The sequence below is a fragment of the Chryseobacterium sp. GM_Chr_2 genome (genome assembly GCF_026540445.1).
GTDB lineage: Bacteria > Bacteroidota > Bacteroidia > Flavobacteriales > Weeksellaceae > Chryseobacterium.
The window spans coordinates 95,595-121,046 of sequence record NZ_JALNUD010000004.1; the positions used below are offsets into that span (position 1 = coordinate 95,595).

The 25,452-nt window shown below is 34.1% G+C and carries 27 protein-coding genes; 12 read left to right on the plus strand and 15 right to left on the minus strand.

What is annotated here, in order from left to right; genetic code table 11:
- Window positions 1-77: 77 nt before the first annotated feature.
- Complete coding sequence (locus OXQ85_RS08100; protein ID WP_267403423.1) at window positions 78-2,069, plus strand: M4 family metallopeptidase; 1,992 nt, start codon at window positions 78-80, stop codon at window positions 2,067-2,069.
- Between the two features lie 125 nt (window positions 2,070-2,194).
- Here the strand turns inward: OXQ85_RS08100 and OXQ85_RS08105 are convergent, their stop codons facing one another.
- The 4 genes from OXQ85_RS08105 to OXQ85_RS08120 all read right to left on the minus strand — a co-directional run bounded on the left by OXQ85_RS08105 (window position 2,195) and on the right by OXQ85_RS08120 (window position 5,905).
- A complete protein-coding gene (locus OXQ85_RS08105) occupies window positions 2,195-3,163 on the minus strand; it encodes a T9SS type A sorting domain-containing protein (RefSeq protein ID WP_267403425.1) in 969 nt (322 codons plus the stop codon).
- A gap of 118 nt (window positions 3,164-3,281) precedes the next feature.
- The gene (locus OXQ85_RS08110; protein WP_267403427.1) at window positions 3,282-4,664 is read right to left on the minus strand and encodes an outer membrane beta-barrel protein; all 1,383 of its coding nucleotides are present in this window, start codon (window positions 4,662-4,664) and stop codon (window positions 3,282-3,284) included.
- Window positions 4,657-5,223, minus strand: a complete 567-nt coding sequence (locus tag OXQ85_RS08115) for a sigma-70 family RNA polymerase sigma factor (protein WP_267403429.1) — start codon at window positions 5,221-5,223, stop codon at window positions 4,657-4,659. The genes OXQ85_RS08110 and OXQ85_RS08115 overlap by 8 nt, the downstream gene beginning before the upstream one ends.
- A gap of 106 nt (window positions 5,224-5,329) precedes the next feature.
- Window positions 5,330-5,905, minus strand: coding sequence for a DUF4840 domain-containing protein (locus tag OXQ85_RS08120; protein WP_267403432.1), 576 nt, complete (start codon window positions 5,903-5,905; stop codon window positions 5,330-5,332).
- Between the two features lie 332 nt (window positions 5,906-6,237).
- Between OXQ85_RS08120 and OXQ85_RS08125 the strand changes: the two genes are divergently transcribed.
- From OXQ85_RS08125 to OXQ85_RS08135, 3 genes are read left to right on the plus strand one after another with little or no spacing between them, the layout of a single operon-like run.
- Complete coding sequence (locus tag OXQ85_RS08125) at window positions 6,238-6,585, plus strand: tRNA-binding protein (protein WP_267403433.1); 348 nt, start codon at window positions 6,238-6,240, stop codon at window positions 6,583-6,585.
- A gap of 16 nt (window positions 6,586-6,601) precedes the next feature.
- Window positions 6,602-7,306 (plus strand): 3'-5' exonuclease, encoded by a 705-nt coding sequence (locus tag OXQ85_RS08130; RefSeq protein ID WP_267403435.1) that lies wholly within the window; start codon window positions 6,602-6,604, stop codon window positions 7,304-7,306.
- 3 nt (window positions 7,307-7,309) lie between these two features.
- On the plus strand, window positions 7,310-7,636 hold the full coding sequence (locus OXQ85_RS08135; protein ID WP_267403437.1) for an SUF system Fe-S cluster assembly protein: 327 nt from the start codon (window positions 7,310-7,312) through the stop codon (window positions 7,634-7,636).
- Window positions 7,637-7,852: 216 nt separating this feature from the next.
- On the opposite strand, the gene OXQ85_RS08140 is transcribed toward OXQ85_RS08135, so the two are convergent.
- From OXQ85_RS08140 to OXQ85_RS08150, 3 genes are all read right to left on the minus strand, one after another.
- Window positions 7,853-8,689, minus strand: coding sequence for a sulfurtransferase (locus tag OXQ85_RS08140; RefSeq protein ID WP_267403439.1), 837 nt, complete (start codon window positions 8,687-8,689; stop codon window positions 7,853-7,855).
- Between the two features lie 75 nt (window positions 8,690-8,764).
- Window positions 8,765-9,166, minus strand: a complete 402-nt coding sequence (locus OXQ85_RS08145) for an OsmC family protein (protein WP_267403441.1) — start codon at window positions 9,164-9,166, stop codon at window positions 8,765-8,767.
- A gap of 28 nt (window positions 9,167-9,194) precedes the next feature.
- A complete protein-coding gene (locus OXQ85_RS08150) occupies window positions 9,195-10,043 on the minus strand; it encodes a hydroxymethylglutaryl-CoA lyase (protein WP_267403443.1) in 849 nt (282 codons plus the stop codon).
- Between the two features lie 320 nt (window positions 10,044-10,363).
- Between OXQ85_RS08150 and OXQ85_RS08155 the strand changes: the two genes are divergently transcribed.
- The 3 genes from OXQ85_RS08155 to OXQ85_RS08165 all read left to right on the plus strand — a co-directional run bounded on the left by OXQ85_RS08155 (window position 10,364) and on the right by OXQ85_RS08165 (window position 12,411).
- Window positions 10,364-10,585 carry a hypothetical protein gene (locus tag OXQ85_RS08155; RefSeq protein WP_267403445.1) on the plus strand — a complete coding sequence of 74 codons (222 nt, stop codon included), beginning with the start codon at window positions 10,364-10,366 and terminating at the stop codon, window positions 10,583-10,585.
- A gap of 111 nt (window positions 10,586-10,696) precedes the next feature.
- Entirely contained in the window at window positions 10,697-11,944 is a 1,248-nt protein-coding gene (gene pepT, locus OXQ85_RS08160; protein ID WP_267403447.1) for a peptidase T, read from the plus strand.
- A gap of 179 nt (window positions 11,945-12,123) precedes the next feature.
- The gene (locus OXQ85_RS08165; RefSeq protein WP_267403449.1) at window positions 12,124-12,411 is read left to right on the plus strand and encodes a hypothetical protein; all 288 of its coding nucleotides are present in this window, start codon (window positions 12,124-12,126) and stop codon (window positions 12,409-12,411) included.
- 44 nt (window positions 12,412-12,455) lie between these two features.
- On the opposite strand, the gene OXQ85_RS08170 is transcribed toward OXQ85_RS08165, so the two are convergent.
- A complete protein-coding gene (locus tag OXQ85_RS08170; RefSeq protein ID WP_267403451.1) occupies window positions 12,456-12,884 on the minus strand; it encodes a hypothetical protein in 429 nt (142 codons plus the stop codon).
- 229 nt (window positions 12,885-13,113) lie between these two features.
- Here OXQ85_RS08170 and OXQ85_RS08175 point away from each other — a divergent pair, with 229 nt between their 5' ends.
- Window positions 13,114-14,664 (plus strand): DUF3472 domain-containing protein, encoded by a 1,551-nt coding sequence (locus tag OXQ85_RS08175; RefSeq protein WP_267403453.1) that lies wholly within the window; start codon window positions 13,114-13,116, stop codon window positions 14,662-14,664.
- A 67-nt stretch (window positions 14,665-14,731) separates the two neighbouring features.
- On the opposite strand, the gene thiL is transcribed toward OXQ85_RS08175, so the two are convergent.
- Both thiL and OXQ85_RS08185 read right to left on the minus strand, forming a co-directional pair.
- A complete protein-coding gene (gene thiL / locus OXQ85_RS08180; protein WP_267403454.1) occupies window positions 14,732-15,793 on the minus strand; it encodes a thiamine-phosphate kinase in 1,062 nt (353 codons plus the stop codon).
- An 81-nt stretch (window positions 15,794-15,874) separates the two neighbouring features.
- A complete protein-coding gene (locus OXQ85_RS08185; RefSeq protein WP_267403456.1) occupies window positions 15,875-16,366 on the minus strand; it encodes an acyl-CoA thioesterase in 492 nt (163 codons plus the stop codon).
- 137 nt (window positions 16,367-16,503) lie between these two features.
- On the opposite strand from OXQ85_RS08185, the gene OXQ85_RS08190 reads away from it, so the two are divergent.
- The 3 genes from OXQ85_RS08190 (at window position 16,504) to OXQ85_RS08200 (ending at window position 19,421) form a co-directional block, all read left to right on the plus strand.
- The gene (locus OXQ85_RS08190) at window positions 16,504-17,706 is read left to right on the plus strand and encodes an NAD(P)/FAD-dependent oxidoreductase (protein ID WP_267403458.1); all 1,203 of its coding nucleotides are present in this window, start codon (window positions 16,504-16,506) and stop codon (window positions 17,704-17,706) included.
- 109 nt (window positions 17,707-17,815) lie between these two features.
- Window positions 17,816-18,454, plus strand: a complete 639-nt coding sequence (locus OXQ85_RS08195) for a DUF2306 domain-containing protein (RefSeq protein WP_267403460.1) — start codon at window positions 17,816-17,818, stop codon at window positions 18,452-18,454.
- A 49-nt stretch (window positions 18,455-18,503) separates the two neighbouring features.
- Window positions 18,504-19,421, plus strand: a complete 918-nt coding sequence (locus OXQ85_RS08200) for a YARHG domain-containing protein (RefSeq protein WP_267403462.1) — start codon at window positions 18,504-18,506, stop codon at window positions 19,419-19,421.
- Here the strand turns inward: OXQ85_RS08200 and OXQ85_RS08205 are convergent, their stop codons facing one another.
- From OXQ85_RS08205 to OXQ85_RS08215, 3 genes are all read right to left on the minus strand, one after another.
- Window positions 19,422-19,814 carry a DUF2809 domain-containing protein gene (locus OXQ85_RS08205; protein ID WP_267403464.1) on the minus strand — a complete coding sequence of 131 codons (393 nt, stop codon included), beginning with the start codon at window positions 19,812-19,814 and terminating at the stop codon, window positions 19,422-19,424. It lies immediately after the preceding gene.
- Between the two features lie 77 nt (window positions 19,815-19,891).
- Window positions 19,892-20,548: a thioredoxin family protein gene (locus tag OXQ85_RS08210; RefSeq protein WP_267403466.1), complete on the minus strand. Its 657-nt coding sequence runs from the start codon at window positions 20,546-20,548 to the stop codon at window positions 19,892-19,894.
- A 10-nt stretch (window positions 20,549-20,558) separates the two neighbouring features.
- Window positions 20,559-21,044 carry a TlpA disulfide reductase family protein gene (locus OXQ85_RS08215; protein WP_267403468.1) on the minus strand — a complete coding sequence of 162 codons (486 nt, stop codon included), beginning with the start codon at window positions 21,042-21,044 and terminating at the stop codon, window positions 20,559-20,561.
- 116 nt (window positions 21,045-21,160) lie between these two features.
- On the opposite strand from OXQ85_RS08215, the gene OXQ85_RS08220 reads away from it, so the two are divergent.
- Window positions 21,161-21,610 carry a hypothetical protein gene (locus OXQ85_RS08220; RefSeq protein WP_267403470.1) on the plus strand — a complete coding sequence of 150 codons (450 nt, stop codon included), beginning with the start codon at window positions 21,161-21,163 and terminating at the stop codon, window positions 21,608-21,610.
- A gap of 7 nt (window positions 21,611-21,617) precedes the next feature.
- On the opposite strand, the gene mutS is transcribed toward OXQ85_RS08220, so the two are convergent.
- Together mutS and OXQ85_RS08230 are read right to left on the minus strand one after the other, a co-directional pair.
- Window positions 21,618-24,209 carry a DNA mismatch repair protein MutS gene (mutS, locus tag OXQ85_RS08225; RefSeq protein ID WP_267403472.1) on the minus strand — a complete coding sequence of 864 codons (2,592 nt, stop codon included), beginning with the start codon at window positions 24,207-24,209 and terminating at the stop codon, window positions 21,618-21,620.
- Between the two features lie 164 nt (window positions 24,210-24,373).
- The gene (locus OXQ85_RS08230) at window positions 24,374-25,240 is read right to left on the minus strand and encodes a cupin-like domain-containing protein (protein ID WP_267403474.1); all 867 of its coding nucleotides are present in this window, start codon (window positions 25,238-25,240) and stop codon (window positions 24,374-24,376) included.
- Window positions 25,241-25,452 lie beyond the last annotated feature (212 nt).

The window sequence follows — 25,452 nt, forward strand, 5'->3', positions numbered from 1 at the left end:
GTTTTTGATAATAATCTGAAAATCATTTAGCATGATAATCATGCGGATAATTGATTAAGATTAATTCAACACAAATTATGACAAAAAAAATTACTCTAAGCATTCTGCTTACGGCTGCTGTTAGTTTTTACTTTCAGCCTGCTCTTATTAAAGCACAAGAAAGAACTCCTAACGAACAGACATCTTCAACCAAAAATCTACCAAAATTCTCAACAGATTCTTCTCTGGGAACGTTCCACTTCGATTTTAACGGTAGAAATGTTACTCCTAACTATCTTGTTACTCATTTTAACGAATGGTTTGGGGCAGACAATGATCATTCTTTAAAATTAGTCAATGAAAATACTGATGAACTGGGAATAAAGCATTCTGTTTATCAACATTTTTATAAAAATACCAAAGTACAGGACGAACTTGTACTTCTGCATGAGAAAAATGGCTATCTCACTTCTGTAAATGGTGAATTTACGAATACCATTAATCTTACGCCTACACAATTGTCAGAAAGAGAAGCACAAAACGCTATTTCAAAAGATTTTCCAAAAAATACTCAGATTAAATTTTCTACTTTGGAAACTGTAGTGGCTAAAGTAAGAAAGGGAGATGAAGTAAAAACATACTATACTTCGAAAATTGGAGTAACCGCTATGAGCCCGATGAAAGCTGCAACTTATTATGTTGATAATTCTTCCAGAAAAATAGTTAAAAAACTTTCTAAAATTTATAAATCAGATACGCCTTCTACCAGTGCTACTCTTAATAGAGGAAACCAGCAAATAACCGTAGACTCTTATAATGGAGGCTATCGTTTAAGAGATAATGCAAGAAAAATACAGACTTTCAACGGTACCAATATCAGCAGTGCTAATACGAATGCAGACGGAACCTTAGAAGGATACACAGAATATACAAATAGCAGCGCAAATTATACCTCTAATGCCACTAAGCCATCAGTAGAAGCACATTGGGGGATATCAAAAACGTATGATTACTATTTATCAAGACACAATCGTAACAGCTATGATAATAATGGCTCTGTTATCCGAAATTATTATAATGTAAATATGAATGCTCTAAGCGGAGATTCTGGCTATGATGGAACCAATGCCATGGCAATAGATGAAGATGGTCTTGTGGCAATGGTTTATGGAAACGGGAAATATAATAACACACAGATACTTAACCCTATCGTAATGCTTGATGTCGCAGGTCATGAATTTTCTCATTTAGTTATTGGCAGAAACTCCCATGGAGGTTTAAATTACGAAGGAGAATCTGGCGCATTAAACGAATCCATCGCTGATATGATGGGTACTTCAATAGAATTCTATACAGGATTAAACCCAAATTGGACATTGGGTGAAGGAGTATTTGTAACTCCCCCATCCAACGCTCCAAACTATTTTAGAAATATGGCAAATCCAAATTCGGCTTTCCAACCTCAACCAGACACTTATATGGGAACTTATTGGGCATCTACCAGTAATCCATCAGAATCAAACGATCAAGGAGGTGTACACACCAATAGTGGTGTAGGAAATTATTGGTTTTACTTACTATCACAAGGAGGATCGGGAACTAACGATATTGGAAATGCATATTCTGTAAGTGGAATCGGAATACAAAAAGCAGAGAAGATTATTTACAGAGCATTAATGAACTATTTCACACCCAACATGACGTATATGGATGCTTATAATGCTACTAAAACGGCTATTAATGATCTTTACGGAGCCAATAGTAATGAAGCTATTCAAAATGCAAAAGCATGGTATGCGGTAGGTTTCGGAAACGGAAATCTGGCAACCAGCGAAACTGTGAAAGCCTCAGAAAATGATTTCAGAGTATATCCAAATCCTGTTTCTCAAGGGTATTTCACGATAGAAACAAAAGCTAAAGGAGATTCTAAATACGAATTGTATGATCTTTCCGGAAAACTTTTAATTCCTTCTCAAAAATTGAATTCAGGAGTGAATAAAGTTCAGGTAAATGGCGTACAAAGCGGAGTTTATTTACTGAAAATCAATTCAAACGGAGAGACACTTTCCAAAAAAATCATCATTAAATAATCAACTTTTCAATAAATTTTCTTGCAGTCCGTAATTCACTTTACGGGCTGTTTTTTATTAAAAGAAACCGGCACAGAAAAACATTCTGCACCGGCACTCCATATCAAATAACATTTATAATGCTATTATTTTTTAATCAATTTATTTTTATAAACTTTCCCGTCAACACTTTTAGAAACAATAAGATACGTTCCGGTTGTTAATCCACTCACATCAATGGCTTCTTTATATTGATGATCTTTCTTCTGAAGAACCAACTTTCCTGTCATATCAATAATAGAAACTTCTGCATATTTTTTATCAGCTTCTTTTCCGATATATAAAAACTGTGTGGTCGGATTTGGATAAATACTTAAACTATTATCCTTCGGTTTCGTTTCGCCTGTTGCCAATGTACAACTACTCCACTGTCCGAAATTCAGGGTTAAAAATGCATTAATACTTAACATTTCGCACATATCCGGGCAATATTCTGTGCAGGCATAGAAGCCATACGTTCCCGACTCACTCGCAATAAAAGTATCATCTGCCGCTCCCGGAATAATACAAGGATCGGTTGATGAAGGCGGATTGCTGCTCGGAAGACATTTAAACCAAGTATGCTCACCATAAACCAAAGGGAAACCATCGTCAAGCTTTACCGTTGCTCCTTCACAAACATTGTATTCGCCAGGACCGATCTCCTCAAAAGTTCCGGGTGTAAAATCAGCCATCATAAAAGGTAAACCATACGCGTAACCATCTGCCAAAATCGGAGTACTTTCTGCAGAACAATCTGCCTGCGTAACGGCAACTTTAAAATAATACAGCATATCATCTGTACCATTGATCGTTAAAGTCTGTGACGTAGCATTTGGAATAGCAACCCAAGGATTTGTATTGGGAGTTTGCCAGTCCCACTCCTGTTTGTACCACTGATAACTGTCATAAGTTTGTGTAGTAGAAAGCGTTTCAGTTTCTGAAGTACAAAAAACGATCTTGTCTTGAAACATCGTTCCCAATCTGGGGCTCGTAATGGTGGGATTGCATTGTGCATCAATTTTTAAAAGGTTTAAAAATAAATAGCACACTAAAAAAATTAGTTTTGTTTTCATATAAAATAATTATTTATTGGTTGTTTTGTAAGTTTTTATTTAAAAATTAGGACGTATTTATCCTGAAGACTGTTCTATAACCTTCTAAAATGTTGATCTCTAATTAATGTTTTAAGCTTTAATCAATCTGCACCCTGATCCCGAATTTTACGTTAAAATTGAATGGTTTTTCTTTATAAATCGTATTCAGCTGACTGTCATCTTTGAAATGATATGCAACTCCCGGTTCCGCATAAACTCCAATATTATTAATGATCTTAAATTGAACGCCAACCGCACTGTTCACAGAAAACTGCAATGGTTTTACATCAACTTTTTCTGTAAACTCTTCTTTCACCTCGTTATTTACCACATATTGCGTTTTTTGCTTTCCTGAAACTGCTTTTTCCGCCAAAGCACCCGCGGTCACATATCCTGTAAGACGCCCTTTTTTCACCACATTATAATTCACCTGAACCGGCACCCCTATATAATGAACCGATTGATCTGTTTTAATGAAATTATCATCACTTCCCGAATGAATTTCAGAAGATAATTTCGTGTAATTAACCCCCATTCCGATGCCCCATCTTTTTCCTAAATTGTAATACATCGACAAACCGAAACTCACCGGAGTTTTATGTCTCACTCTTGCTTCAATTTCTTTATTTTGATTCGCTAAAAGCACTTCCACAAAAGGATTCCCTTCCGAACTCTGATAAACTTCACTCACGCTCATCGGTTTTCCCATAGCCGTTGCATATCCCGGAAACTGTTCTGCGGCACCAGAAGAGGCATTCCCGGTTAACATACTCAGCATCCATTTTTTAGAAGGCTGTTTTTTAAGTTTCTTTTCAGCAATCGTTGAAGTACTTGAAAGTATTTGATTATCCGCAATAAGTTCCTGAATTTCCTCTTTTTCTTCAGAAGATTTTTTGTTTTCAGAAGTCACCTCTTCATTTTTCTGAGCAATAATTTGATTTTGATTGAATAAATCTGTCGTTTTAAACTCGTTTTGACCTTTAAAAAATATCTTGTCGTTGTTTTCTTCTCTATTTTTTTGACCTAAACTATTTTTTATTGTATTTTGAGTTAATTTATTATTATTCAATTGAATATTTACATCAAATAAACTTTCAGAATTCGTATTTTCATTCACTCCTGAAGTTGATTGATTTTCAGAAACTTGATCGCCAGATTTTACTTTATGATTAGAATATGTATTTTGATGGGAAGGTTTGTTTTGTTCTGAATGATTGGTATTTAATAATTCTTTAGCCACAAAAAAGAATACAGCAATCGCCGCCGCAACTCCCACAGCACGGTAAATTTTCGTCTTAAAATTGATTGGGATTACTTGTTCCTGCGCCTTCGTTTCATTTCCCAAAACCAATCCCGCACTTTTATTTTCATCATCTCCACGGAATAATTCATCGCTGATGTCATCCCACAATCCGTCCGGAACATCCTCTGAGTGATCTTCCATCTTATTGCGCAGATTATTTAACCATTGATCATCCATATTGCGCTTTTTTTGACATTTTATATTCTTTTACTTTCTGAACGAGCATTGCCTTTGCTCTGTGAAATTGTGAGGCTGAAGAATTTTCAGCAATTCCTAAAGTCTCTGCAATTTCTTTATGACTTTTTCTTTCAAACACAAAAAGATTAAAAACCGTTCGATAGCCGTCCGGAAGCCCCCGAATCATATCCATAATTACAGATTTTGGGATTTCTTCAAGATTAGGTTCTTCTTCATTCGCCAAATCCGGAATTTCCTCTACATCTGCAAAATTTCGGCTGTCTGTATTTTGTTTGATGTGTTTCAAAGATTCATTCACCACAATTCTTGTACTCCAAGCTTTCAAAGATCCTTCGCCACGATATTCAAAAGAGTCGATTGATTTGAACATTTTGATAAAGCTATTCTGAAGCACATCATGCACATCTTCCCGATCGATAATATACCGCGAACAAACATAGGTAAGGTTACCTGAATAGGCTCCAAAAAGCTCTTTCCAAGCAGTTTCGTCCTTTTTCAAAAGACGGTTTACCAAAATTTGTTCTTTACTGATCTCCATGTATAACTTTCAGGAAACTATTTACTTAACGATTTTTATTTAATTAAAATACAAAAATAGGTTGCCTTTTTGCAAAGCACAACCTATTTGGGGCTATAAACATTAATTAATACTTTAAACTGTATGGAAAATCATATTTTATTTTTTCATAAGGAGTCAAATCCGTACCGTCTACCGTAATTTTATCTGCTACAAAACCAAATCTTAAAGACCAGTCTTGTCCTACAAAGTATCCCTTGTCTACTGCTGCGAAAGTTACCACAGCATTTTTTGTTTGTCCGTCTACCGGGATCTGCAGCGCTAGTGTCTTTGGGGCAAATGTAAATTCAATCACATTTTGCTCAGGCATTAATTTGGGGGTAAAATTCAGTTTATATTCAATTTTTCCCATGGCTGTCATCGCGGCATCCGTTTTTGCGGCATCTTTCACCACCGATTTTACAATTTCTTTAATTGGAAACTCTTTGTAAGTAATCACAGAATCTTTCACGGTAAAATCCATTATTTTTTCTGTTCTACTATTGCCTTGTGTTGTAATCAGTTTTGTTCTGTAAGTTCCGTTTTCATCTCCTTTTTTTACAGGAATTGGTTCGTAGGTATCATTATTACAAGAAGTTAACGACAATCCTAAAACGGCGATAAAAGCAACTATAAAAGCTTTAAGTACTGTTAATTTTTTCATTAGTTCAAATTCAATTCATTATACATTTAGTTATTGTGAGTACTCATTGATATAAATCCACTTTTTGCAGAATCTTGCATCAATTTTTAAAAATTTTTAACTAATTTTTTATAACTAATTGATTTTAAATGAGAAAAATTTCAAGCTCATAAAAGCATTTTGAAGTTTTTATTATTTTAATACATTTGTTACAACCTATTTTTGAAGGAATTTTGAAGAAATCAATTGATACATCAAAAGCTTTTCAAATATTATCTTAGAACAGATAAATTTGAGTTTCAACAAAATATGTAAAGAAAAAAAGAATTAAAACAACTAATCATCACATTATCATGAATATAAAACCCGATATTTCCTGGGCTGATTTTGAAAAAATAGACATCCGATGCGGAACCATCATTTCAGTAAACGATTTTGAAAAGGCAAGAAACCCGTCTTATCAACTGGAAATCGATTTTGGAGATTTAGGAATCAGAAAATCTTCCGCACAAATTACTTCACTATACGAAAAAGAAGAATTAATCGGCAAACAAATTATGGCAATCGTGAATTTTCCTAAAAAACAAATCGCTAATTTTTTCAGCGAATGTCTTGTTTTGGGAGTTTATGGCGAAGATAAAAAAGATGTAACGCTCTTAACGCCTTCATTACCAACAAAAAACGGAATGCAGGTTGGCTAACTTTTAATAAAAACACATGATACAAAATATTCCTTTAGAAAAGATTTTATTCATTGATATTGAGACGGTTCCGGGGGCAGGAAACTGGGACGATCTTACAGAAACAGAGCAAATGCTTTGGGACAAAAAAACCAGATTTCAGCGAAAAGATGATTATTCTGCAGAAGAATTTTACCCCGAAAGAGCCGGAATTATGGCTGAATTTGGAAAGATCGTCTGCATCACCATCGGAATGCTTGAAAAAAATGAAACCCTGAAAATTAAAAGTTTCGCCCATCACGATGAAAAAAAATTATTGATGGAGTTTGGCGAAATTTTTAACAGTTCGCGACTTCGTGATGTTATCCTTTGTGCGCATAATGGAAAGGAGTTTGACTTTCCTTGGATCGCCAGAAGATTTTTAATTAACGGAGTTCAACCGCCGGTACCTTTTCAGATGTTTGGAAAAAAACCGTGGGAAATTCCACATATCGACACGATGGAACTTTGGAAATTCGGCGATTATAAAAGTTTTGTTTCACTCGAATTATTGGCTCACCTTTTCGGAATTCCGACTCCGAAAGACGATATCGATGGCTCAATGGTTTCATCAATCTACTACATAGAGAAAGACTTGCAAAGAATAGTTGACTATTGTGAAAAAGATGTCTTAACTTTGGCAAATATTTTCCGACGCATGCGCCAGGAAAATTTGTTGAAAAGGTACATCAATTTAGATTAAAAAATGAAATTTACAGACGATCAGATCGCTGACATTGGTGAGGAAATCATCGGTGTCTTAAAAACCGTGTATGACCCTGAAATTCCGGTAGATATCTACGAATTGGGCTTGGTTTACGACGTACAGATTTCCGATGATGCGGATGTTAAAATCATCATGACACTTACCACACCGAACTGCCCCGTTGCCGAAACACTTCCGCAGGAAGTAAAAGACAAAGTTGCAGAGGTAGAAAACGTGAAAAGTGTAGATTTAGAGCTTACTTTCGAGCCAAGTTGGCACAAAGATATGATGAGTGAAGAAGCGAAATTTGAGCTGGGAATGCTTTAATATTCGGATTAAAATAAATCAGGCTGTCAATTTTGGCAGCCTTTTATTTTGTTTTTCAAGTACTATCTTTATGAAAATTTTGAAATCTACTTTAATTTAACCATTAAGATCAATTAAGTTGTTAAGAATAATAAGATTGTGTCATCTAAAGAATCAAATATTTACTTAAGTAAACTTAACTTCTTAAATCTCCTTAATGGTTCAAGAATATTTCTATTAAATTTCTCTCGCAACTTCTTTTCCTTCCCTTCTACTCCATTCGCTCCAGGAACCGACATATAAATTAGGAATATCAAAACCAGCGTAATGTAGCGCTAAAATTGTATGACAAGCCGTCACTCCAGAACCGCAATGAACGATTAAATTCTGAGGTTTATCTGCTAACAATTTTGAATATTTTTCTTTTAAAATTTCAGGTTTCAGGAAATTTCCATTTTCATCTAAATTTTCAGAGAAAGGAATATTAATCGCTCCCGGAATATGTCCTGCAACCAAATCGATGGGCTCAGATTCTCCGTTATATCGATAAGCATCCCTTACATCGATTACTGTTGAAAAACGGTTTGTTAATTCATTTTCAACAGTTTCCAAAGACGAAGGTGGAAGAAGCCAGTTTCCTTTTTTAATTAATTTTGCTTTTTCAAAATTTTCTTGACCTGAAGAAAATTCTAAACCTTCATTTTCAGCATTTTGAAATCCCCCATCTAAAACCTGAACATTTTTTAACCCAAAAGACCTTAACATCCACCAAGCTCTTGCAGCAGCGTTTGAACCGTTTTTATCATCATAAACAACAATATGAGCGTCTTCCGAAATTCCAAGATTAGAAAGGGTTTCAGCAAATTTTTCAATACTTGGAAGCGGGTGTCTACCTCCAAAAGCTGCGTTTTCTCCAATTTCCGCCAGATCTTTATCTAAATCGATAAATCTTGCACGTTTAATATGTTTACTTAAATAGTTTTGATGAACTTCTTTTCCTACTCTTGCGTCTAAGATGATTAGATTTTCTATGGAAAGATTTTTTAATTCGGAAGGTGAGATTATTGGGGACATATTTAATTCAGTTAAATAATTTTGAAACTCTTAAACAAAATAAAATCTCAGAAAATTCTAAGGTTTTAAAATATTTTACTGATAAATGAAAATCATAGTCTGTACCAAATCCGGATGAAGACTTTTCGCTACCGGACAATTATGTGCTGTTTCCTCAATAAAAGCTTTTTCTTTGTCCGAATATGAATTTGAAAACACAAAATTGCATACAATTTCACCAATTCTTCTTGGCTCACCTTTCATAATTTTTTGAAGATTACAATAAGCTCCATCAATATTAATATTTTTTTCTTTGCCTAAAATGGCAATTGTGGTAAGTGCACATTCGGCTAAAGAAGTCGCACATAGATCTGTGGGAGAAAATTTCTCCCCTTTCCCGTGATTATCTGTCGGAGCATCACTTTCAATAATGGTTCCTGATTGTAAATGTTCCGCTGAACATCTTAAATCGCCTATATAAGTTATTTTTGAAGTCATAATTATAAAAAATAAAAGAGACAATGTCTCAAAAATGAAAAATATCCTTCGCTTTGTTATAAGAACTTTCGAAGTTTAATAAATTCAGTTTGTGGTCTGCTTTTTCTACGCTCATAAAGTTGATGACCTGTTCTGTCGGCATATTCCCAACCAAATCGTCTTTTGCCATCGGACAACCTCCAATTCCTTTGATCGCACTGTCAAATCTTGTACAACCTTGGTCGTAAGCAGCCTTTAACTTTGAATAAGAATCTTCATAACGGTTATGAAAATGTGCTCCGAAATTAATTTCAGCATATTTTGAAGGTATCTTTTCAAATAAAAGAGAGATCGATTGTGGCGTTGCAACTCCCGTTGTATCAGACAGTAAAACATCTTTAACTCCGATTTCTGAAAAACGTTGCGCCCAAAAATCTACATCTTCCCACTTCCACATTTCGCCGTAAGGATTTCCAAAAGCCATTGAAAAATAGATATTTAATTGTCTATTTTCACTTTTTACCAATTCCAACATTCTGATGATTTCTTCAAAAGCCTCCTCTTGATTTTTATTGGTATTTCTATGCTGAAAAGTTTCAGAAATAGAAAACGGAAAACCAATAATATCCACCGATTGATGCTTCAATGCTTTTTCGGCACCTCTGTAATTGGCAACAATCGCAGAAACCTTGGTATTGGAGCGGGATTTATCTATATTTTTGGCAACCTCATCAGAGTCTGCCATTTGGGGAATTGCTTTTGGAGACACAAAACTCAGACAATCTAATACATCAAAACCAACATCCATCAAAGAGTTGATATAATCTATTTTTTTATCAGTGGGGATAAATTCTCCCCAACCCTGCATTGCATCACGCGGACATTCAGTAAGAAACATTTTACTTTTAGATTTTCTCAAATATAATAAAACTAAACAATTTGGAATACGGTATATACAAATCTAACATTATTTTGATTTTCAAAGGATTATATTCAATTTAAAATTTCAATAATAAATATTAAATAACAAATACTTGAAGTACTTCTTATCAAATTCTTTTTCATTAAAAATTAAATCATAACCTGATTCAAAAATTTAATATTAAATTTCATCACCTTTAACACCTTTTAATAAAGGAAAAATAAAAATGTGGTATATTTTTTATTCAAATTGGTAAACAAATTGTATATGCTTCATTGCCAATAAAATTAATTACTATGAATATTTCTTACTATGACTTCAAAAATTTGCCGGATCAGCAGTCTCAATGCAATATGGTAATGACCAACGGGCGCGTGATGAACGAAAGAACCGTAAACACGCTGAAATATGTTCTTTATGAAATTTCATGTTTTACTGTGGAGATCGTTTACAATACGTTTACCAACAAAATGGAAGGAATGACTGTTTTTCAGAATAAAGCGGCTTACGCAGTTTAATATTTACTTTATTTTGATTTTCAGTGAATTATGATTAATGATTTAATTCAAGGATAAATCAATTATTCTCCGCATCAAATTTGCTAACTTTGTTGGAAATTTAATCTAATAATGAGCGCAATAGAATTCAACCAATTGTGGAAAGAAAAGTTACTGAACCGTTTTCTTAGTTATGTAAAAATCTATTCAACCAGTGATGCCGAAAGCGAGGCAACCCCTTCCACAGAGAGACAGTGGGATATCGCCAATTATATCACGGAAGAATTGAAAACGATCGGTCTGGAGAATGTATCGATTGATGAAAACGGTTATATCATGGGCTATGTGCCGTCAAACCTTGAAAGTGATGATAAGCCGACCATTGGATTTATTTCACATTATGATACTTCACCAGACTTTAGTGGTGAAAATGTAAAGCCGCAGGTTTGGGAAAATTATGACGGAAATGATTTGCTTTTAAATCAGTCGACAGGTTTTACCTTATCTCCTTCAAAATTCGAAAGTTTAAAGAAATATATTGGTCAGACGTTGATTACAACAGACGGAACTACGCTTCTTGGAGCTGATGACAAAGCAGGTTGTGCGGAAATCGTGACGGCTGCGGAATATCTGATCGCTCATCCCGAAATTAAACATGCAAGAATTGCTGTAGGATTCACCCCTGACGAAGAAATCGGAAGAGGTGCTCATAAGTTTGATGTAGCAAAATTCGGAGCAGAATTCGCTTATACAATGGATGGCGGTGAAGTTGGAGAATTAGAATATGAAAACTTCAACGCAGCTGGAGCTGTGGTAAAAATCCACGGATTGAGCGTTCACCCAGGTTATGCTTACGGAAAAATGGTAAATGCTGTTCTTTTGGCTTCTGAATTTGCACAATCTCTTCCAGCAAACGAAACGCCGGCTACAACTAAAGGTTTTGACGGATTCTATCACTTAATGGATCTTAATGCTGATATCTCTGAGGCTAAATTGCAATACATCATCCGTGATCATGATGCTGAAAAATTTGAAGCTAGAAAGAAATTCATGGAAGAAAAAATTGCTGAATTTAATCAAAAACACGGTGAAGGAACCGCTGAAATCGAGATTAAAGAGCAATACAGAAACATGAAACAGCAGTTTGAAGGAAAAATGCACATCGTAGATTTAGCTGCTGCTGCTATGAAAGAAGCTGGAATTGAGCCGAAAATCAAAGCTATCAGAGGAGGAACAGACGGCGCGCAGTTATCTTATATGGGACTTCCTTGTCCGAATATTTTTGCAGGAGGAATTAATTTCCACGGACCTTACGAATATGTAGCGTTAGAAAGTATGCAAAAAGCAATGGAAGTAATTTTGAATATTGCTAAAGCGTAATTGCTATTTTTATATATACTAAAGACTGTCTTTGAGGCAGTCTTTTTCTATTCACTTTAGTTTTGCCTACATTTAATAATTATAAAACAATCAAAATCAACGCCTTATTGTTTTAGTTTTATTTTTGAAAATTAATGGTCTGATTTTTGAAAAATACCTTAAAACAAAAAAATTTAAAAATGAAAAAGAGATTATTTTCAGCAGCCGTGATTCTTTTATTGGGAATCGGAGTATCTGCACAACAAAAAGAGACTGTAAAGCAAGAAGTTAAAAAAGATGCTAAGAAAGTAGGAACAGCCGTTAAAGATGGCGCAGAATGGACCGGAAAAACTGCAGAAAAAGGTTACAATGCCACCAAAAACGGTGTAAAAGATGCCGCAAAATGGACGAAGAAAACGGCAAAAAAAGGCGCAAAAGCAGTAGACAAAACCTACCAAGAGGCAAAAGCCGACATTAAGAAAGACTAGAATTATAAATACGTAAAACCACTGTAAACGCAGTGGTTTTTTATTTAGACTTTTCTCCAATTAAAATAAACCTCTGTAGATTCATATTTTTTTCTGACAAAATAAAGAGATTTATTATCTAAAATTTTCATTACTTTTTCCATTATAATTTTAAAATTTTTAATGGATTCATCAGATAATCCCACATCTGAAATCATGATAATGTCATGCTTCATCAATAAAGCATAAGTTACAATTAAGGATTTTTCAAATGCTTCCTTTTCCTCAAATGCCCGTAATTCATCATTAGAAAATTCAATAAGATTTTGAATTTCGTTTGAAAGTTTTTCTATTTCCTTGCTCTTGATCTTATAATAGTAAGAATTAATTTTTATAGCTTTTTTGACAGGAAAATTTATCAATAAAAATCGATCATCCACAATTAATCTACATTCATCCTCAGAAATTTCTGTAAAACCTTTTTTGATAACCATACCTAATTTTTAGTAGCCTTTTATATTTTCAAATTCAAAAATAATTAAATCGTCATCAAATTTACCATAAGGTCATATTATTAACATTTTAAATAATTATTTTCAAAATAAAGAATGGAATTCATAAAAAAACACCTTGGAAATCAAATGTCATTCAAAATTTTAAAAATTAAAAATATATCAGATTATTTGCATTAACAGAATCTATATTTGATTCAAAATTCAAATAATGAAAACAAAACTACTTTTTATTACGGTAATTTCATTTTTCTGCTGTAAGAATTTTAATGCAGCAAAAAAACCGAATTACAAATTAGATCAAGAAGTTCCATTGGCAGGAAATGCATTTGTAACATCTGCTCCACCTGGGGCTCCGGAAGTGATTACCAATAACGGATTGGGTAATTGGATCAATCCTAACACTGTCGTAAGTACTTATTTTAAAGTAGGTAATTCGGGAACTTTAAATTTAAGTTTAAAAGCAAAAGTCCCTTCTGGAACCAGCACGATAAAAATAACGGTGAATGGAGTTTCTCAAAATATTTCTATTACAGGATCTACTTATGCTATTCATCCTGTTGGTAATTTTTCGGTAACTGCGGGTTATGTAAAAGTAGATTTGCAAGGCATCACCCAAACCGGTGGATATTTTGCAGATGTTTCTCATCTTATTTATTCGGGAGACGCTTCTAATGGCACTAATCTTTTCTGTAACGACCCGAATTATTATTACTGGGCAAGAAGAGGTCCGTCGTGTCATTTATCGTATGTTTTACCTTCTAACACAGACACTTCATACTATTATAATGAAGTTACGATTCCGACGGGTGAAGATAAAATAGGCTCATATTTTATGGCCAATGGTTTTGCGGAAGGTTACTTTGGGATTCAGGTAAATTCAGCTACGGAAAGAAGAATTTTGTTCTCGGTTTGGAGCCCTTTTCCGACAGATGATCCCAACAATATTCCTGACGATCATAAAATAAAGCTTAATTGTAAAGGCGAAAATGTAATTACCGGAGAGTTTGGAAATGAAGGCTCTGGTGGTCAAAGCTATTTACAATACAATTGGCAGGCTGGTGTTACTTACAAATTTCTTTTAAAAGGTGAGCCCGACGGAACAGGAAAAACAGATTATACCGCTTGGTTTTTCGCTCCCGAAGTGGGAACCTGGAAATTGATTGCCAGCTGGAAAAGACCTTATACCAATACTTATCTCAAGAGTTTTTATAGTTTTGTTGAAAACTTCCTTCCAGATTATGGCTATTTAGGAAGAAAAGCAGAATATGGTAATCAATGGATCAGAACAAAACAAGGGTTATGGATGCCGCTTTCTCAGGCAAAATTCACTGCAGATGCTACCTATACCGCTAATCAAAGGATTGACGCTTTTGGTGGGACTAATAACAATAAGTTTTATCTAAAAAATGGAGGCTTTTTTAATCAATCGTTGCCATTACATTCAACATTAACAGTTACTACACCTACAACGAGTCCTGCTATTAATTTGAATGACTTACCTGGTTGTAGCAGTTCTTTATCAACTTTTGATATTAAAAAATCGAATGCTTTAAAAGTATTTCCAAATCCGGCGTATAATTCCATCAATATTAAAGGTTTAAATGAAAAAAATTCATCTTATAAAATATTTAATTCTGAAGGACGAATAATGGCTGAAGGAAAAACAAAGGGGGAAAATATCTCAGTTTCACATTTATCAAAAGGAATTTATCTTTTAAGTATCAATAATAAAGAAAATTATAAATTCATTAAAAATTAAAATCATCATCAAACAAAAAACCACTGTTCAAAACAGTGGTTTTCAAATATATAAAGTAAAATATCTTTTATTCCTGATTATTTCCTAAAAAAGCATCCCAACCCTGCGCCGTTAAAGCAATCAACTGATTAGAACCTCTCGCGACCATAAAGTTTCCTTCTTCTTTTTCAACGGCATGACCAATAATCGTGAAATCCGGATGGTTTTTGATTTTATCAAAATCGTTTGGAGAAATCGTGAACAACAATTCATAATCTTCACCACCACTTAAAGCGGTTACAACTGGATTTAAGTTAAATTCATCTGCTGTTTCAATGGTTAGAGTATCCATCGGAACTTTCTCTTCATACAATCTGAAACCAACGTTAGACTGATCAGAAAGGTGAAGAATTTCAGAAGCTAAACCATCAGAAATATCAATCATAGAAGTCGGTTTGATATCCAATTGTTCCAAAATTCCTTTCACGTCGGTTCTTGCTTCCGGCTTCAATTGTCTTTCCAAAATATAGTCGTAACCCTCCATTTCGGGCTGCATATTTGGGTCAGCAAGGAAAACAGCATGTTCTCTTTCCAAAATTTGAAGTCCCATATAAGCACCTCCCAAATCACCGGTTACAACAAGCAAATCGTTTGGTTTTGCAGTACTTCTTTTCACAATATTTTCTTCGTTTTCAATTCCGACAGCGGTAATACTCATCACCAACCCAGCATTAGAACTCGTTGTATCTCCGCCGATTAAGTCAACTTTATACCTTCCGCAAGCCGCCTGAATTCCTGAATAAATTTCTTCCAGTGCTTCTACCGGAAAACGATTAGAAACTGCCAAAGAAACCAAAATCTGAGTCGGAGTTGCATTCATTGCCGCAATATCACTAAGATTCACAACAACAGCTTTATAACCCAAATGTTTCAACGGAACATATCCTAAGTTAAAATGAACGCCTTCTGCCAAAACATCCGTCGTTAAAACAACTTTTTTATTTTCAGGATTAATAACTGCGGCATCATCTCCCACTCCAAGCTCCGAAGAGGCATTAGCCAAAGGAAAATGCTCTGTTAAATGTTTAATTAACCCAAATTCTCCCAATTTCGAAATCGGCGTTAATTCCTGTTCTTTATCTTCAAACATATCTTTTAATTATAAGTAATGAATAATTGGTAATGAGTAATGCTTGAACTTTAAACTCAAAACATTAAACTTAAAACCATTTTAATTAAATACTGCCGGATCTATATTTTCCGGACGGAAAGGTAATTTTTTAAAATCTTCTCTCGTCAACACCACAGTATTCGGGGTTTTATATTTATTGATTGCCTCAACCACATCATCCGGCGGAGTTGTCATTTTTCTCAACATTGTATCGATCCAAACACCTGTTGCTTCAGAAGTTGCACAATGCTCTCCTTCCGGCGTATAGAATTTGTGAACGAAACGGTAAATCGAACAATCATCTGCACAAGCATCAACCTCAAGACTTACAATAACCGTCTGATCAGCAAAAATTTCCTTGAAAAAAGAAAATCTTTCGTGCATAATCACAGGACCAATTCCCCAACGGCTCATTTGCGTAACGCCCATCTTTTCAAGCTTCATGAAAGCCATTCTCGTCTGAGCGCAATATTGAACATAAGATGAATTTGCTAAATGTTTGTTGGCATCAAGATCGCTCCAACGAACTTCGAATTTATGGTAGAATATCATTTAAATTTTGTTTTAAAATAGTTGATAATTTTCACTTTAAAGATGAAAAATTATATTCCTCAAAATTACTCAAATAAGATGGTTTATAAAAATTGTAGTTTTGCAAAAATAATCTTGAGCATAAGATTAATAACATTATGAAACAAATTATCATTATCGGAGGCGGTGCAGCAGGCTTTTTCTGTGCATCCAATCTAGACGAAACCAAATATAAAATTACCATTCTTGAACAAAATTCGGACGTACTTCAGAAAGTGAAAATTTCAGGAGGCGGTCGTTGCAACGTGACTCATGCCTGCTTTGATCCAAGAGAATTGGTTCAGTTTTATCCCCGAGGGAATAAGGAATTATTGAGTGTTTTCACCAAATTTCAAACGGGCGACACGATGGATTGGTTCGATCAGCGAAAAGTTTCATTAAAAATAGAAAATGACAACCGAGTTTTTCCGGAAAGTAATTCTTCACAGACGATTATCAATACTTTTTTGAATGAAATTCAAAAGAAAAATGTTGAAGTAAAAACAAAATGTTCAGTAAAAGAAATTGAAAAACTTGATAAAAAATATCTTGTGAAAACAAGTTTGGGAGATTTTCAAGCAGATTTTGTAATTTATACTACCGGAAGTTCTCCGAAATCGTTGAAGATGATTGAAAATTTAGGTCATAAAATTATTGATCTAGTTCCTTCTTTATTTACTTTTAATATTAAAGATGATTTGCTGAAAGATATCGCCGGAACAAGTTTTGAAATGGCGGAAACCTCGATTCCGAAACTGAAAACTGAAGAAAGCGGACCGATGATGATTACGCATTGGGGACTTTCGGGACCAGCGATTTTGAAGATTTCGGCTTGGGAAGCGATTAATTTGGCGAAAGCGAAATATAATTTTGAAATCGAAGTTAATTTTATTTCAAAAGAGATGGAAGATGCTGAAGAATTATTTCAAAATTTCAAACAATCGAATCCAAAGAAAACGATTGGCCAATCGAAAATATTTGAAATTACAAATCGTTTTTGGCAGAGAATTTTAGACGTTTCAAAAGTTGATTTAAACAAACAGGTTGCACAGATTTCCGGAAAAGAAATGCAGACAATTTTAGAGAATTTATGCAAAAAGAAATTCAATGTAACCGGAAAATCAACTTTCAAGGATGAATTTGTAACAGCAGGAGGTGTTGATTTAAAGGAAATTAATTTTAAAAATATGTCTTCGAAAATTTTGCCTAATTTTTACGTTGCCGGAGAAGTTCTGAATATTGATGCGGTAACGGGTGGATTTAATTTTCAGGCTTGCTGGAGTGAGGCTTGGCTGATTGCACAGGATTTAAACTCGAAATAGTTTAAACACAAATTGCACGAATCTTTTTCACTAATGACACAATTTATTTGTGAATACCTGTGGGAAATTTGTGATATTAGTGGTTTAAAAAAGTTCACAAATTATAACCATGCTTTCAGTCAAAAAAAATATTCCGAATATTCTTAAAATCCTTTTAATCATAGGATTCGGATATTTCTTTTGGCTGATGTTGAAAATCACTTTAGAGTATATTCCTTTAGATACCAATGTCAGTTTTTTGATGATTAAGCAAACAGAAGTTATTGAAAGACCGGAATATCTCTACTTTTTTTACACTCATGTTTACACCAGTATTTTTGTTTTATTGAGTGGATTTTTAGCCATTCTCCGAAAAGATTTTAGATTAAAAAATTTCCATAAAAATATCGGAAAGATTTATATTTTTCTGATTCTACTTTTAGCAGCACCGTCGGGAATTTACATGGGAATTTTTGCCAATGGGGAAATTTTTGCTAAAATTTCTTTCGTAATATTAGGCTGTTTATGGTGGTTCTCAACCTTTAAAGCGTATCAATTAGCTCGACAGAAAAATTTTAAAGAACACAAACAATGGATGTGGCGAAGCTTCGCTTTAACATTATCTGCAGTCACTTTGAGAATGTGGAAAGTAATTATTGTATATTTATTTCACCCAAACCCGATGGATGTTTATCAAATCATTGCATGGCTGGGCTGGATTCCAAATCTTTTATTAATTGAATGTTTAATTGCCAAAAAATATTTGTGAAATTATTATTTTGCCGTTAAATATCACCATAAAATCAAAAACAATAGATATGAAAATTTTAAAATTAACCTTGATCTCTTTATTTACAGTCACTTTAATCGGTTGTAAAAAAGATGGAAAGTCTAACAGCAATTCAAAAGACAGCCTTACTGCTAAAAAAGATTCAACGGTTGCGCCAGAAATCTATAAAGAGTATTACGGAATTTACACCGGAGATTTTGCAGGAAAAGGAATGATTACCTCTGAAGATGGCGAACAATACGAAGGTGAAATTTACAAAAAATTGTCTCTGAAGATCAACAGAATTACTAAAGACAGCGTTTACGGACAAAGTATTGTTGAAGGAAATCAGCGACCTTTTCGTGGAGTTTTTAATGAAACTTCAAAATCTTTTGTGCTTGATGAGCCGGGAAATGATAAAACGGATGGCAGATTTGAAGTAAAATTGAACAGCGATAGTTTAACCGGAAATTGGTCGGCTTTTAATAAATCTGCGGTAAAAGCGCCTGTAAAAATATTAAAACTGACTAAAAAAGAATTCGTTTATAATCCTAATTTCATGTTGAATAAAGACAACGACCTCATCGATTGGGAAAATCCGAAAAATTTTGTCGAAAAATATACGGATGAAGAAACCGGAAAAACAGAAACTTATACGGCTTCTAAAAACAGAATTGCTTCGGATGCAGTTTTCAGTTTAAATGCTTCAAAGCAGAAATTATCTGAAAAAGATTTAAAAAATCTAAGAAAACTGGATATGGAGATCATTAAAAATTCAGTTTTCGCAAGACACGGATATGCCTTTAAAAAAGCGACTTACAGAAACTTTTTTGAACAAACAGATTGGTATATTCCGGTTTCGAATAATGTAGATAAAGATCTTTCACCGATGGAAAAAGATAATGTGGCATTATTAAATCGTTTTATAAAATATGCCGAAGATAAATATGATAGTTTCGGAAGATAACTATTGAACAATTTTCTTTTTTTCTTTGATTTTAACGAAAACAGAAAGTAGCAAACATCCAGCTGTGTAACACAAAATATCGATCCAGGAAAAAGAATTTCCGATTACAATATACATTAGGCTTCCCGGTTGGAAGCCTAGTTTTTCTGCAATATTAAAATATTGCGCAAACTCAACCAAACATGAGAAAATAAAAACCCCCAGAATTAGTTTTTGATTATTCTTTATTTCAAAAAAACTTTTGATGAAAGTGTAGATCAACATCACCACAATAACGTCGCCAAGATAGGCTCTTACAAAGAAAATATCTTTGAGTTTGGTTGCAATTAAAACTTCAATTAAGAAGATTAATATTGTTGAAACGAAATATTTTAAGCTACACTTGAATTTCATATTGATTTTTTGGCTAGATTTTTTTCATTAAAAAAACGGACTAAAGCCCGTTTTTAATTGATATTTTTACAAATATATTATTTTTTCACTTTCACGGTACAACCGATTGCGACAGTTTTCGTCATTTTTATCGGCTCATTTTTAATCAAAGCATTCACTGCATCCTGAACATAATATTCGGAAACATCGTTCGGATTTTCGTAATTATTATCGATAGCACCGATGTATTTCACGATATTTTTACCATTTTCTTTTTGCAGAAGAAACACATGAGGCGTTTTTGTGGCTCCGTATTGAGGGGAAATTTTCTGCCCTTCATCTACTAAATACGGAAAAGTAAAACCTTTCTGCTTTGCCCTTTCGATCATCTGCTTATAACCATCTTCAGGCTGCACATTAGGGTCATTTGGGTTGATGGCAATTACGGGATAACCCTGAGATTTATACTTTTTGTCTAACTCTACAATTCTGTCTTCATATTTTTTAGCATAAGAACAGTGATTACATGTGAAAACAACGATAAACCCTTTTGCTGATTTAAAATCTGCTAGAGAAACCATTTTTCCATCAACATTTTTCAGCTTAAAATCCGTAGCTTCATCACCAACTTCATAGCCTTTTATAGCAGATTTATTTTCATTATCATTTCCGTTTTTACCATGATCTATTGTTGTAAAACTCAGTAAGCCAAGCACAACAATAAAAGCAGTTATTAATAATTTAAAATTTTTCATAAATATCTGTTTATAAGTTTTTTACAATTATATTTTCTAATACATCTTTGCTCATCTCACCATCATTAAAATGAACTTTCTCGCCATTTTTATAGAAGATCGTCACCGGAATATTTCCATCCCAATCTTTTTCAAAACGGGGAATCCAGGTATTCATCCTTTTGATATCATCCAATAAAATAACTTCAGCGGTGAGATTTTTACTTTTAATAAATTTAATCACTCTTTCTTTATCTACCAATCTATCCAAGGAAACCAAGATCATTTTAAATTTTGGGTTATCTGAATATTTTTTGTTGATTTCCATAAAATGCGGAAGTTCTTTCACACAAGGAGCACAGGTGGTCGACCAAAAATTGACTACCAAAAGTTGATCTTTTTCTTGCTGAATTCTACTTTCAAGCTCTTCATATTTTATAGATGGAACATCTTTTTGTTGAGCATTGAAAACTGAAATAGAAAAAAGAAATAAAAATAGATGGATTATTTTTTTCATACTCAAATTTAATGAAAGGTTTCTTTTTCAACAATATTCACACGTTAAAATTATACAATCAGTCTGATTTAGGCGCTTTTTTTGCATTCACAATACATTCATCAAATCCGTTTACTATGAAAAAAGCACTTCTTTCTTTAATGCTTTTCTTCGGCATTATTGCATTTTCTCAAGCCAAAGAAGATTATATTCCTGAATTTAGTAATGTGAAAAATATTCCGGATTATGGGATTTTACGAACTCGAATGAAGCTAAATGATGTCGTCACCACAGCCAATACTCTTCCTGAATTTCCTGGCGGAACCGATACTTTTAAAAGACAATTTGCAGAAAAAATGGATGTCATTGATGTGAAATCAGACCAAATAAATACGCGAGTCTATTTCATTGTTGAAAAAAACGGATATGTAAGATTCGTCACTGCTACCGGAGATGATAAAAAGCATTCGCAAGCCGCTGAAATAGCCGTAAGAAGACTATTTGTAAGATGGAAACCCGCCACAAATAATGGTGAGCCTGTTCGTTTTTTATATACTTTCCCTTTGACGTTAAAGAAATATGATTAGTTAAAAATTATTTACCAATCATCTTTTTAATGGCATTCAGCTTCATTAGAGCCTCAATCGGTGTCAACGTATTAATATCAATTTTCGTCAATTCTTCACGAATATTTTCCAAAACAGGATCGTCTAACTGGAAGAAAGACAATTGCATATTTTCTTCTGTCACTCTTTTAATATTTTCAGAAGAACCACCACTTTGAGAACGGCTTGCTTCCAAAGTTTTCAGAATTTCATTAGCTCTGTTGACTACTTTTGCAGGCATTCCCGCTAATTTCGCAACGTGAATACCAAAACTATGCTCACTTCCGCCCGGAACCAATTTTCTTAAAAAGATAATATTCCCTTTATTCTCCTGAATTGAAACGTGGAAGTTTTTCACACGCTCGAAGTTTACCGTCATTTCATTTAATTCATGATAATGCGTTGCAAACAAAGTCTTTGCCTGAGTCGGATGCTGATGAAGATATTCCGCGATCGCCCAAGCAATGGAAACTCCATCGTAAGTAGAAGTTCCACGACCAATTTCGTCTAAAAGAATTAAACTTCTTTCGGAAATATTATTTAAAATATTCGCGGCTTCGTTCATTTCAACCATAAAAGTTGATTCCCCTGCAGAAATATTATCTGTTGCTCCTACTCTCGTGAAAATCTTATCTAAAACTCCGATTTCAGCATGTTTCGCAGGCACAAAACTTCCGATTTGAGCTAAAAGACAAACAATCGCAGTCTGACGAAGAATCGCCGATTTACCCGCCATGTTTGGTCCTGTAACCATGATAATCTGCTGAGAATCTTTATCTAAGAAAACATCATTCGGAATATATTTTTCACCTAAAGGAAGTGCATTTTCGATAATTGGATGTCTTGCTTCTTTTAAATCGATAGCGAAACCGTCATTCAAAACGGGCTTTGTATAACTCTCAGAAACAGCAAGTTCGGACAAACCAACTGCAACATCCAATTGCGCAATGATTTTAGAATTTTCCTGAATCTGATCGATATAAATCATCGTTTCAGCACATACATTTCTGTACAACTGATTTTCTAAAGCTCCAATTTTTTCTTCCGCACCAAGAATTTGGCTTTCATATTCTTTAAGCTCTTCGGTAATGTAACGTTCAGCATTTACCAACGTCTGCTTTCTCAACCAATCACTCGGAACTTTATCTTTATGTGTATTTCGGACTTCAATATAATATCCAAAAACATTGTTAAAATCAATTTTAAGACTTGTAATTCCGGTTCTTTCGATTTCTCTTTGGCACATTTCGTCTAAGAAACCTCGACCTTTAGATTGAAGACCTCTTAATCTGTCCAATTCCTCGGAAATCCCTTCTTTAATGACATTTCCTTTCGCTAAATTGACAGGAAGCTCTTCATTCAAATGATTTTGAAGGCATTTAATCAATTCATCTTGATCGTACAAAGGTTCCAGCCAAGCCAAAATATCAGCATGAGGATGAAGCAACCCTTTAATTGTATGAATATTAATTAAACTCTGACGAAGATATCCCAATTCTTTTGGTGAAATTTTTTCTGCCGCCAGTTTTCCCATCAATCTGTCTAAATCGGAAATCGATTTTAATAATTGGGAAATATCATATTTAAGCTGATCGTTTTCGTTTAAAAAATCAATTAAAGAAAGCCTTCTGTTGATTTCTTCGACGGATTTTAAAGGTAAAATAATTCTTCGTCTCAACAATCTCCCTCCCATCGGAGTTGATGTTTTATCGATAATATCTAACAAAGATTTTCCTTGTGCATTACTTGGGTAAACAATTTCAAGATTTCTCAATGTGAAATTATCCATCATTAGAAAATCCTCCTGTGGAATCACCTGAATTTTGGTGATATGAGCCAATAAATTATGATGCGTATCTTCTACCAAATAAGCGAAAATCGCTCCTGCCGCCGTAATTGCCAACGGTTGGTTTTCAACCCCAAAACCTTTTAACGAATTGGTTTTAAAATGACTCGTCAGTTTTTCGTAAGCGAAATTATATTGATACGCCCAATCTTCAAGCTTAAAGGCATTTTTATTTTTAATCTGCTCCGGAATCTGAACGCTTCGCTGATAAATAATTTCACTCGGGTCAAAAGTATTGACGATGTGAAGCAACTTTTCTAAATTTCCTTCACTCACCAAAAATTCTCCCGTAGAAATATCAACCAACGCAATTCCGAATTTCTCCTTTTCTTTATGAAGAGACAACAGGAAATTGTTCTTTTTTGAATTTAAAACCTGATCGTTGAATGTAACTCCGGGTGTTACCAGTTCCGTAACTCCCCTTTTTACAATTCCTTTGACTGTCTTTGGGTCTTCCAACTGGTCGCAGATCGCAACTCTCATTCCTGCTCTTACCAATTTTGGAAGATAAGAATCTACTGAATGGTGCGGAAATCCGGCCAATTCTATATGACCTTCACCGTTTGCTCTTTTCGTTAAAACGATTCCTAAAATCTGAGAAGTTCTAACAGCATCCTGCCCGAAAGTTTCATAAAAATCCCCCACTCTGAATAGCAAAAGCGCATCAGGGTATTTCGCCTTGATGGTGTTGTACTGCGTCATTAACGGGGTTTCTTTCTTCGCTGCCTTTGCCATTACAATCGTTCTTAAAAATTAGGTCGGTAAAAGTATGAAATAAATAGGAATTAGGTTGCAGGAATCAGATCTCGGCTTAAAGTTTTCACCATACTTAATTTATTCTATCCTTGTCAATATCTAAAATCTTGACAAAGATTATTAAAAAACTATCAGCAGACAGTTTATTTGATCTTAGCCAAAGCCTTCGAACTCTTTTTATACGCCCATTTCTGCTTGTAATTCACCCATTTAGCTTTAAAAAGTTTTCGCATTAATTTATCTGTATATCTCATAATGAAAACATGATACAACATATTGGCAAAAACATTCGGTTTATTCGGAAGCGCACGAAGCGACATCGAAAAACCAGGCTCTAAATATCGGTTGAAATGCCAAAATGCTCCCGGAATAAACAACGCATCGCCATGTTCCATAAAAATTTCAAAACCTTTGGCGTACTTCAGCGCAGGAAATTTTTCATAATCAGGATTTTCGTAATCTACATCATAAATGGTATGAACCGACAACGGAACTTTATATAAAAAGGCAGACTGCTTTTGATCAAACAGTAAAATTCTCTTTTTCCCTTCAAAATGAATATGTAAGAAATCCCCCAAATCTACATCATAATGCATCAAAACATGAGCTTCACTTCCACCGAAAAATAGGGTTGGAAGTCGCTTAAAAAATTTCATCCCTAAATCCGGATAAGTGAAATTTTTTAATAATTCAGGAAGACGATCTGTGATGATGTAAAAGAAAATTCGAAGATCAGAAGGATTACTTTTTATCGTATCAATATAATCCTTCATTTTCATTTTTGTGACTGGCGCATCTGTACTTTTATTCGCATCCGCAGGTTTGTTATCATATAAAGGAACTTCCTGTTCACCAGCTTTTTCACGGATAAAGTCGAAATTCCATTTGTCGAAAGCATCCCATCGACTTGCAAAATTTTTTATCAAAAGAGGTTTATGCTTTTTGAAGTAATTTTTCTGGAAATCTTCTTTACTAATATCTGTGACAACATCTACGTTTTGGAGGATCATTTTGATTTGGTATTTAAAATGAGATCTAAAAATAGTGTTTTTTTGAATTTTGAAAAAATTTTGAGGGTAGATTTATCTTCCTCAGATTTCACAAATATTTTACAGAATACAGCTCCGAACGGAATGAAAGTCTAATGAAGAATCCTTTTTCAACACAAAAGGCGCAAGGTTTTTATTTGAAAATTTCATGCATATTTTTCCTTTCGCAAAGG

Excerpts from the sequence above, each read along its gene's own strand:
- OXQ85_RS08100 (WP_267403423.1), top strand. The coding sequence starts at position 78 with ATGACAAAAAAAATTACTCTAAGCATTCTGCTTACGGCTGCTGTTAGT.
- OXQ85_RS08105 (WP_267403425.1), bottom strand. The coding sequence starts at position 3,163 with ATGAAAACAAAACTAATTTTTTTAGTGTGCTATTTATTTTTAAACCTT.
- OXQ85_RS08110 (WP_267403427.1), bottom strand. The coding sequence starts at position 4,664 with ATGGATGATCAATGGTTAAATAATCTGCGCAATAAGATGGAAGATCAC.
- OXQ85_RS08115 (WP_267403429.1), bottom strand. The coding sequence starts at position 5,223 with ATGGAGATCAGTAAAGAACAAATTTTGGTAAACCGTCTTTTGAAAAAG.
- OXQ85_RS08120 (WP_267403432.1), bottom strand. The coding sequence starts at position 5,905 with ATGAAAAAATTAACAGTACTTAAAGCTTTTATAGTTGCTTTTATCGCC.
- OXQ85_RS08125 (WP_267403433.1), top strand. The coding sequence starts at position 6,238 with ATGAATATAAAACCCGATATTTCCTGGGCTGATTTTGAAAAAATAGAC.
- OXQ85_RS08130 (WP_267403435.1), top strand. The coding sequence starts at position 6,602 with ATGATACAAAATATTCCTTTAGAAAAGATTTTATTCATTGATATTGAG.
- OXQ85_RS08135 (WP_267403437.1), top strand. The coding sequence starts at position 7,310 with ATGAAATTTACAGACGATCAGATCGCTGACATTGGTGAGGAAATCATC.
- OXQ85_RS08140 (WP_267403439.1), bottom strand. The coding sequence starts at position 8,689 with ATGTCCCCAATAATCTCACCTTCCGAATTAAAAAATCTTTCCATAGAA.
- OXQ85_RS08145 (WP_267403441.1), bottom strand. The coding sequence starts at position 9,166 with ATGACTTCAAAAATAACTTATATAGGCGATTTAAGATGTTCAGCGGAA.
- OXQ85_RS08150 (WP_267403443.1), bottom strand. The coding sequence starts at position 10,043 with ATGTTTCTTACTGAATGTCCGCGTGATGCAATGCAGGGTTGGGGAGAA.
- OXQ85_RS08155 (WP_267403445.1), top strand. The coding sequence starts at position 10,364 with ATGAATATTTCTTACTATGACTTCAAAAATTTGCCGGATCAGCAGTCT.
- pepT (WP_267403447.1), top strand. The coding sequence starts at position 10,697 with ATGAGCGCAATAGAATTCAACCAATTGTGGAAAGAAAAGTTACTGAAC.
- OXQ85_RS08165 (WP_267403449.1), top strand. The coding sequence starts at position 12,124 with ATGAAAAAGAGATTATTTTCAGCAGCCGTGATTCTTTTATTGGGAATC.
- OXQ85_RS08170 (WP_267403451.1), bottom strand. The coding sequence starts at position 12,884 with ATGGTTATCAAAAAAGGTTTTACAGAAATTTCTGAGGATGAATGTAGA.
- OXQ85_RS08175 (WP_267403453.1), top strand. The coding sequence starts at position 13,114 with ATGAAAACAAAACTACTTTTTATTACGGTAATTTCATTTTTCTGCTGT.
- thiL (WP_267403454.1), bottom strand. The coding sequence starts at position 15,793 with ATGTTTGAAGATAAAGAACAGGAATTAACGCCGATTTCGAAATTGGGA.
- OXQ85_RS08185 (WP_267403456.1), bottom strand. The coding sequence starts at position 16,366 with ATGATATTCTACCATAAATTCGAAGTTCGTTGGAGCGATCTTGATGCC.
- OXQ85_RS08190 (WP_267403458.1), top strand. The coding sequence starts at position 16,504 with ATGAAACAAATTATCATTATCGGAGGCGGTGCAGCAGGCTTTTTCTGT.
- OXQ85_RS08195 (WP_267403460.1), top strand. The coding sequence starts at position 17,816 with ATGCTTTCAGTCAAAAAAAATATTCCGAATATTCTTAAAATCCTTTTA.
- OXQ85_RS08200 (WP_267403462.1), top strand. The coding sequence starts at position 18,504 with ATGAAAATTTTAAAATTAACCTTGATCTCTTTATTTACAGTCACTTTA.
- OXQ85_RS08205 (WP_267403464.1), bottom strand. The coding sequence starts at position 19,814 with ATGAAATTCAAGTGTAGCTTAAAATATTTCGTTTCAACAATATTAATC.
- OXQ85_RS08210 (WP_267403466.1), bottom strand. The coding sequence starts at position 20,548 with ATGAAAAATTTTAAATTATTAATAACTGCTTTTATTGTTGTGCTTGGC.
- OXQ85_RS08215 (WP_267403468.1), bottom strand. The coding sequence starts at position 21,044 with ATGAAAAAAATAATCCATCTATTTTTATTTCTTTTTTCTATTTCAGTT.
- OXQ85_RS08220 (WP_267403470.1), top strand. The coding sequence starts at position 21,161 with ATGAAAAAAGCACTTCTTTCTTTAATGCTTTTCTTCGGCATTATTGCA.
- mutS (WP_267403472.1), bottom strand. The coding sequence starts at position 24,209 with ATGGCAAAGGCAGCGAAGAAAGAAACCCCGTTAATGACGCAGTACAAC.
- OXQ85_RS08230 (WP_267403474.1), bottom strand. The coding sequence starts at position 25,240 with ATGATCCTCCAAAACGTAGATGTTGTCACAGATATTAGTAAAGAAGAT.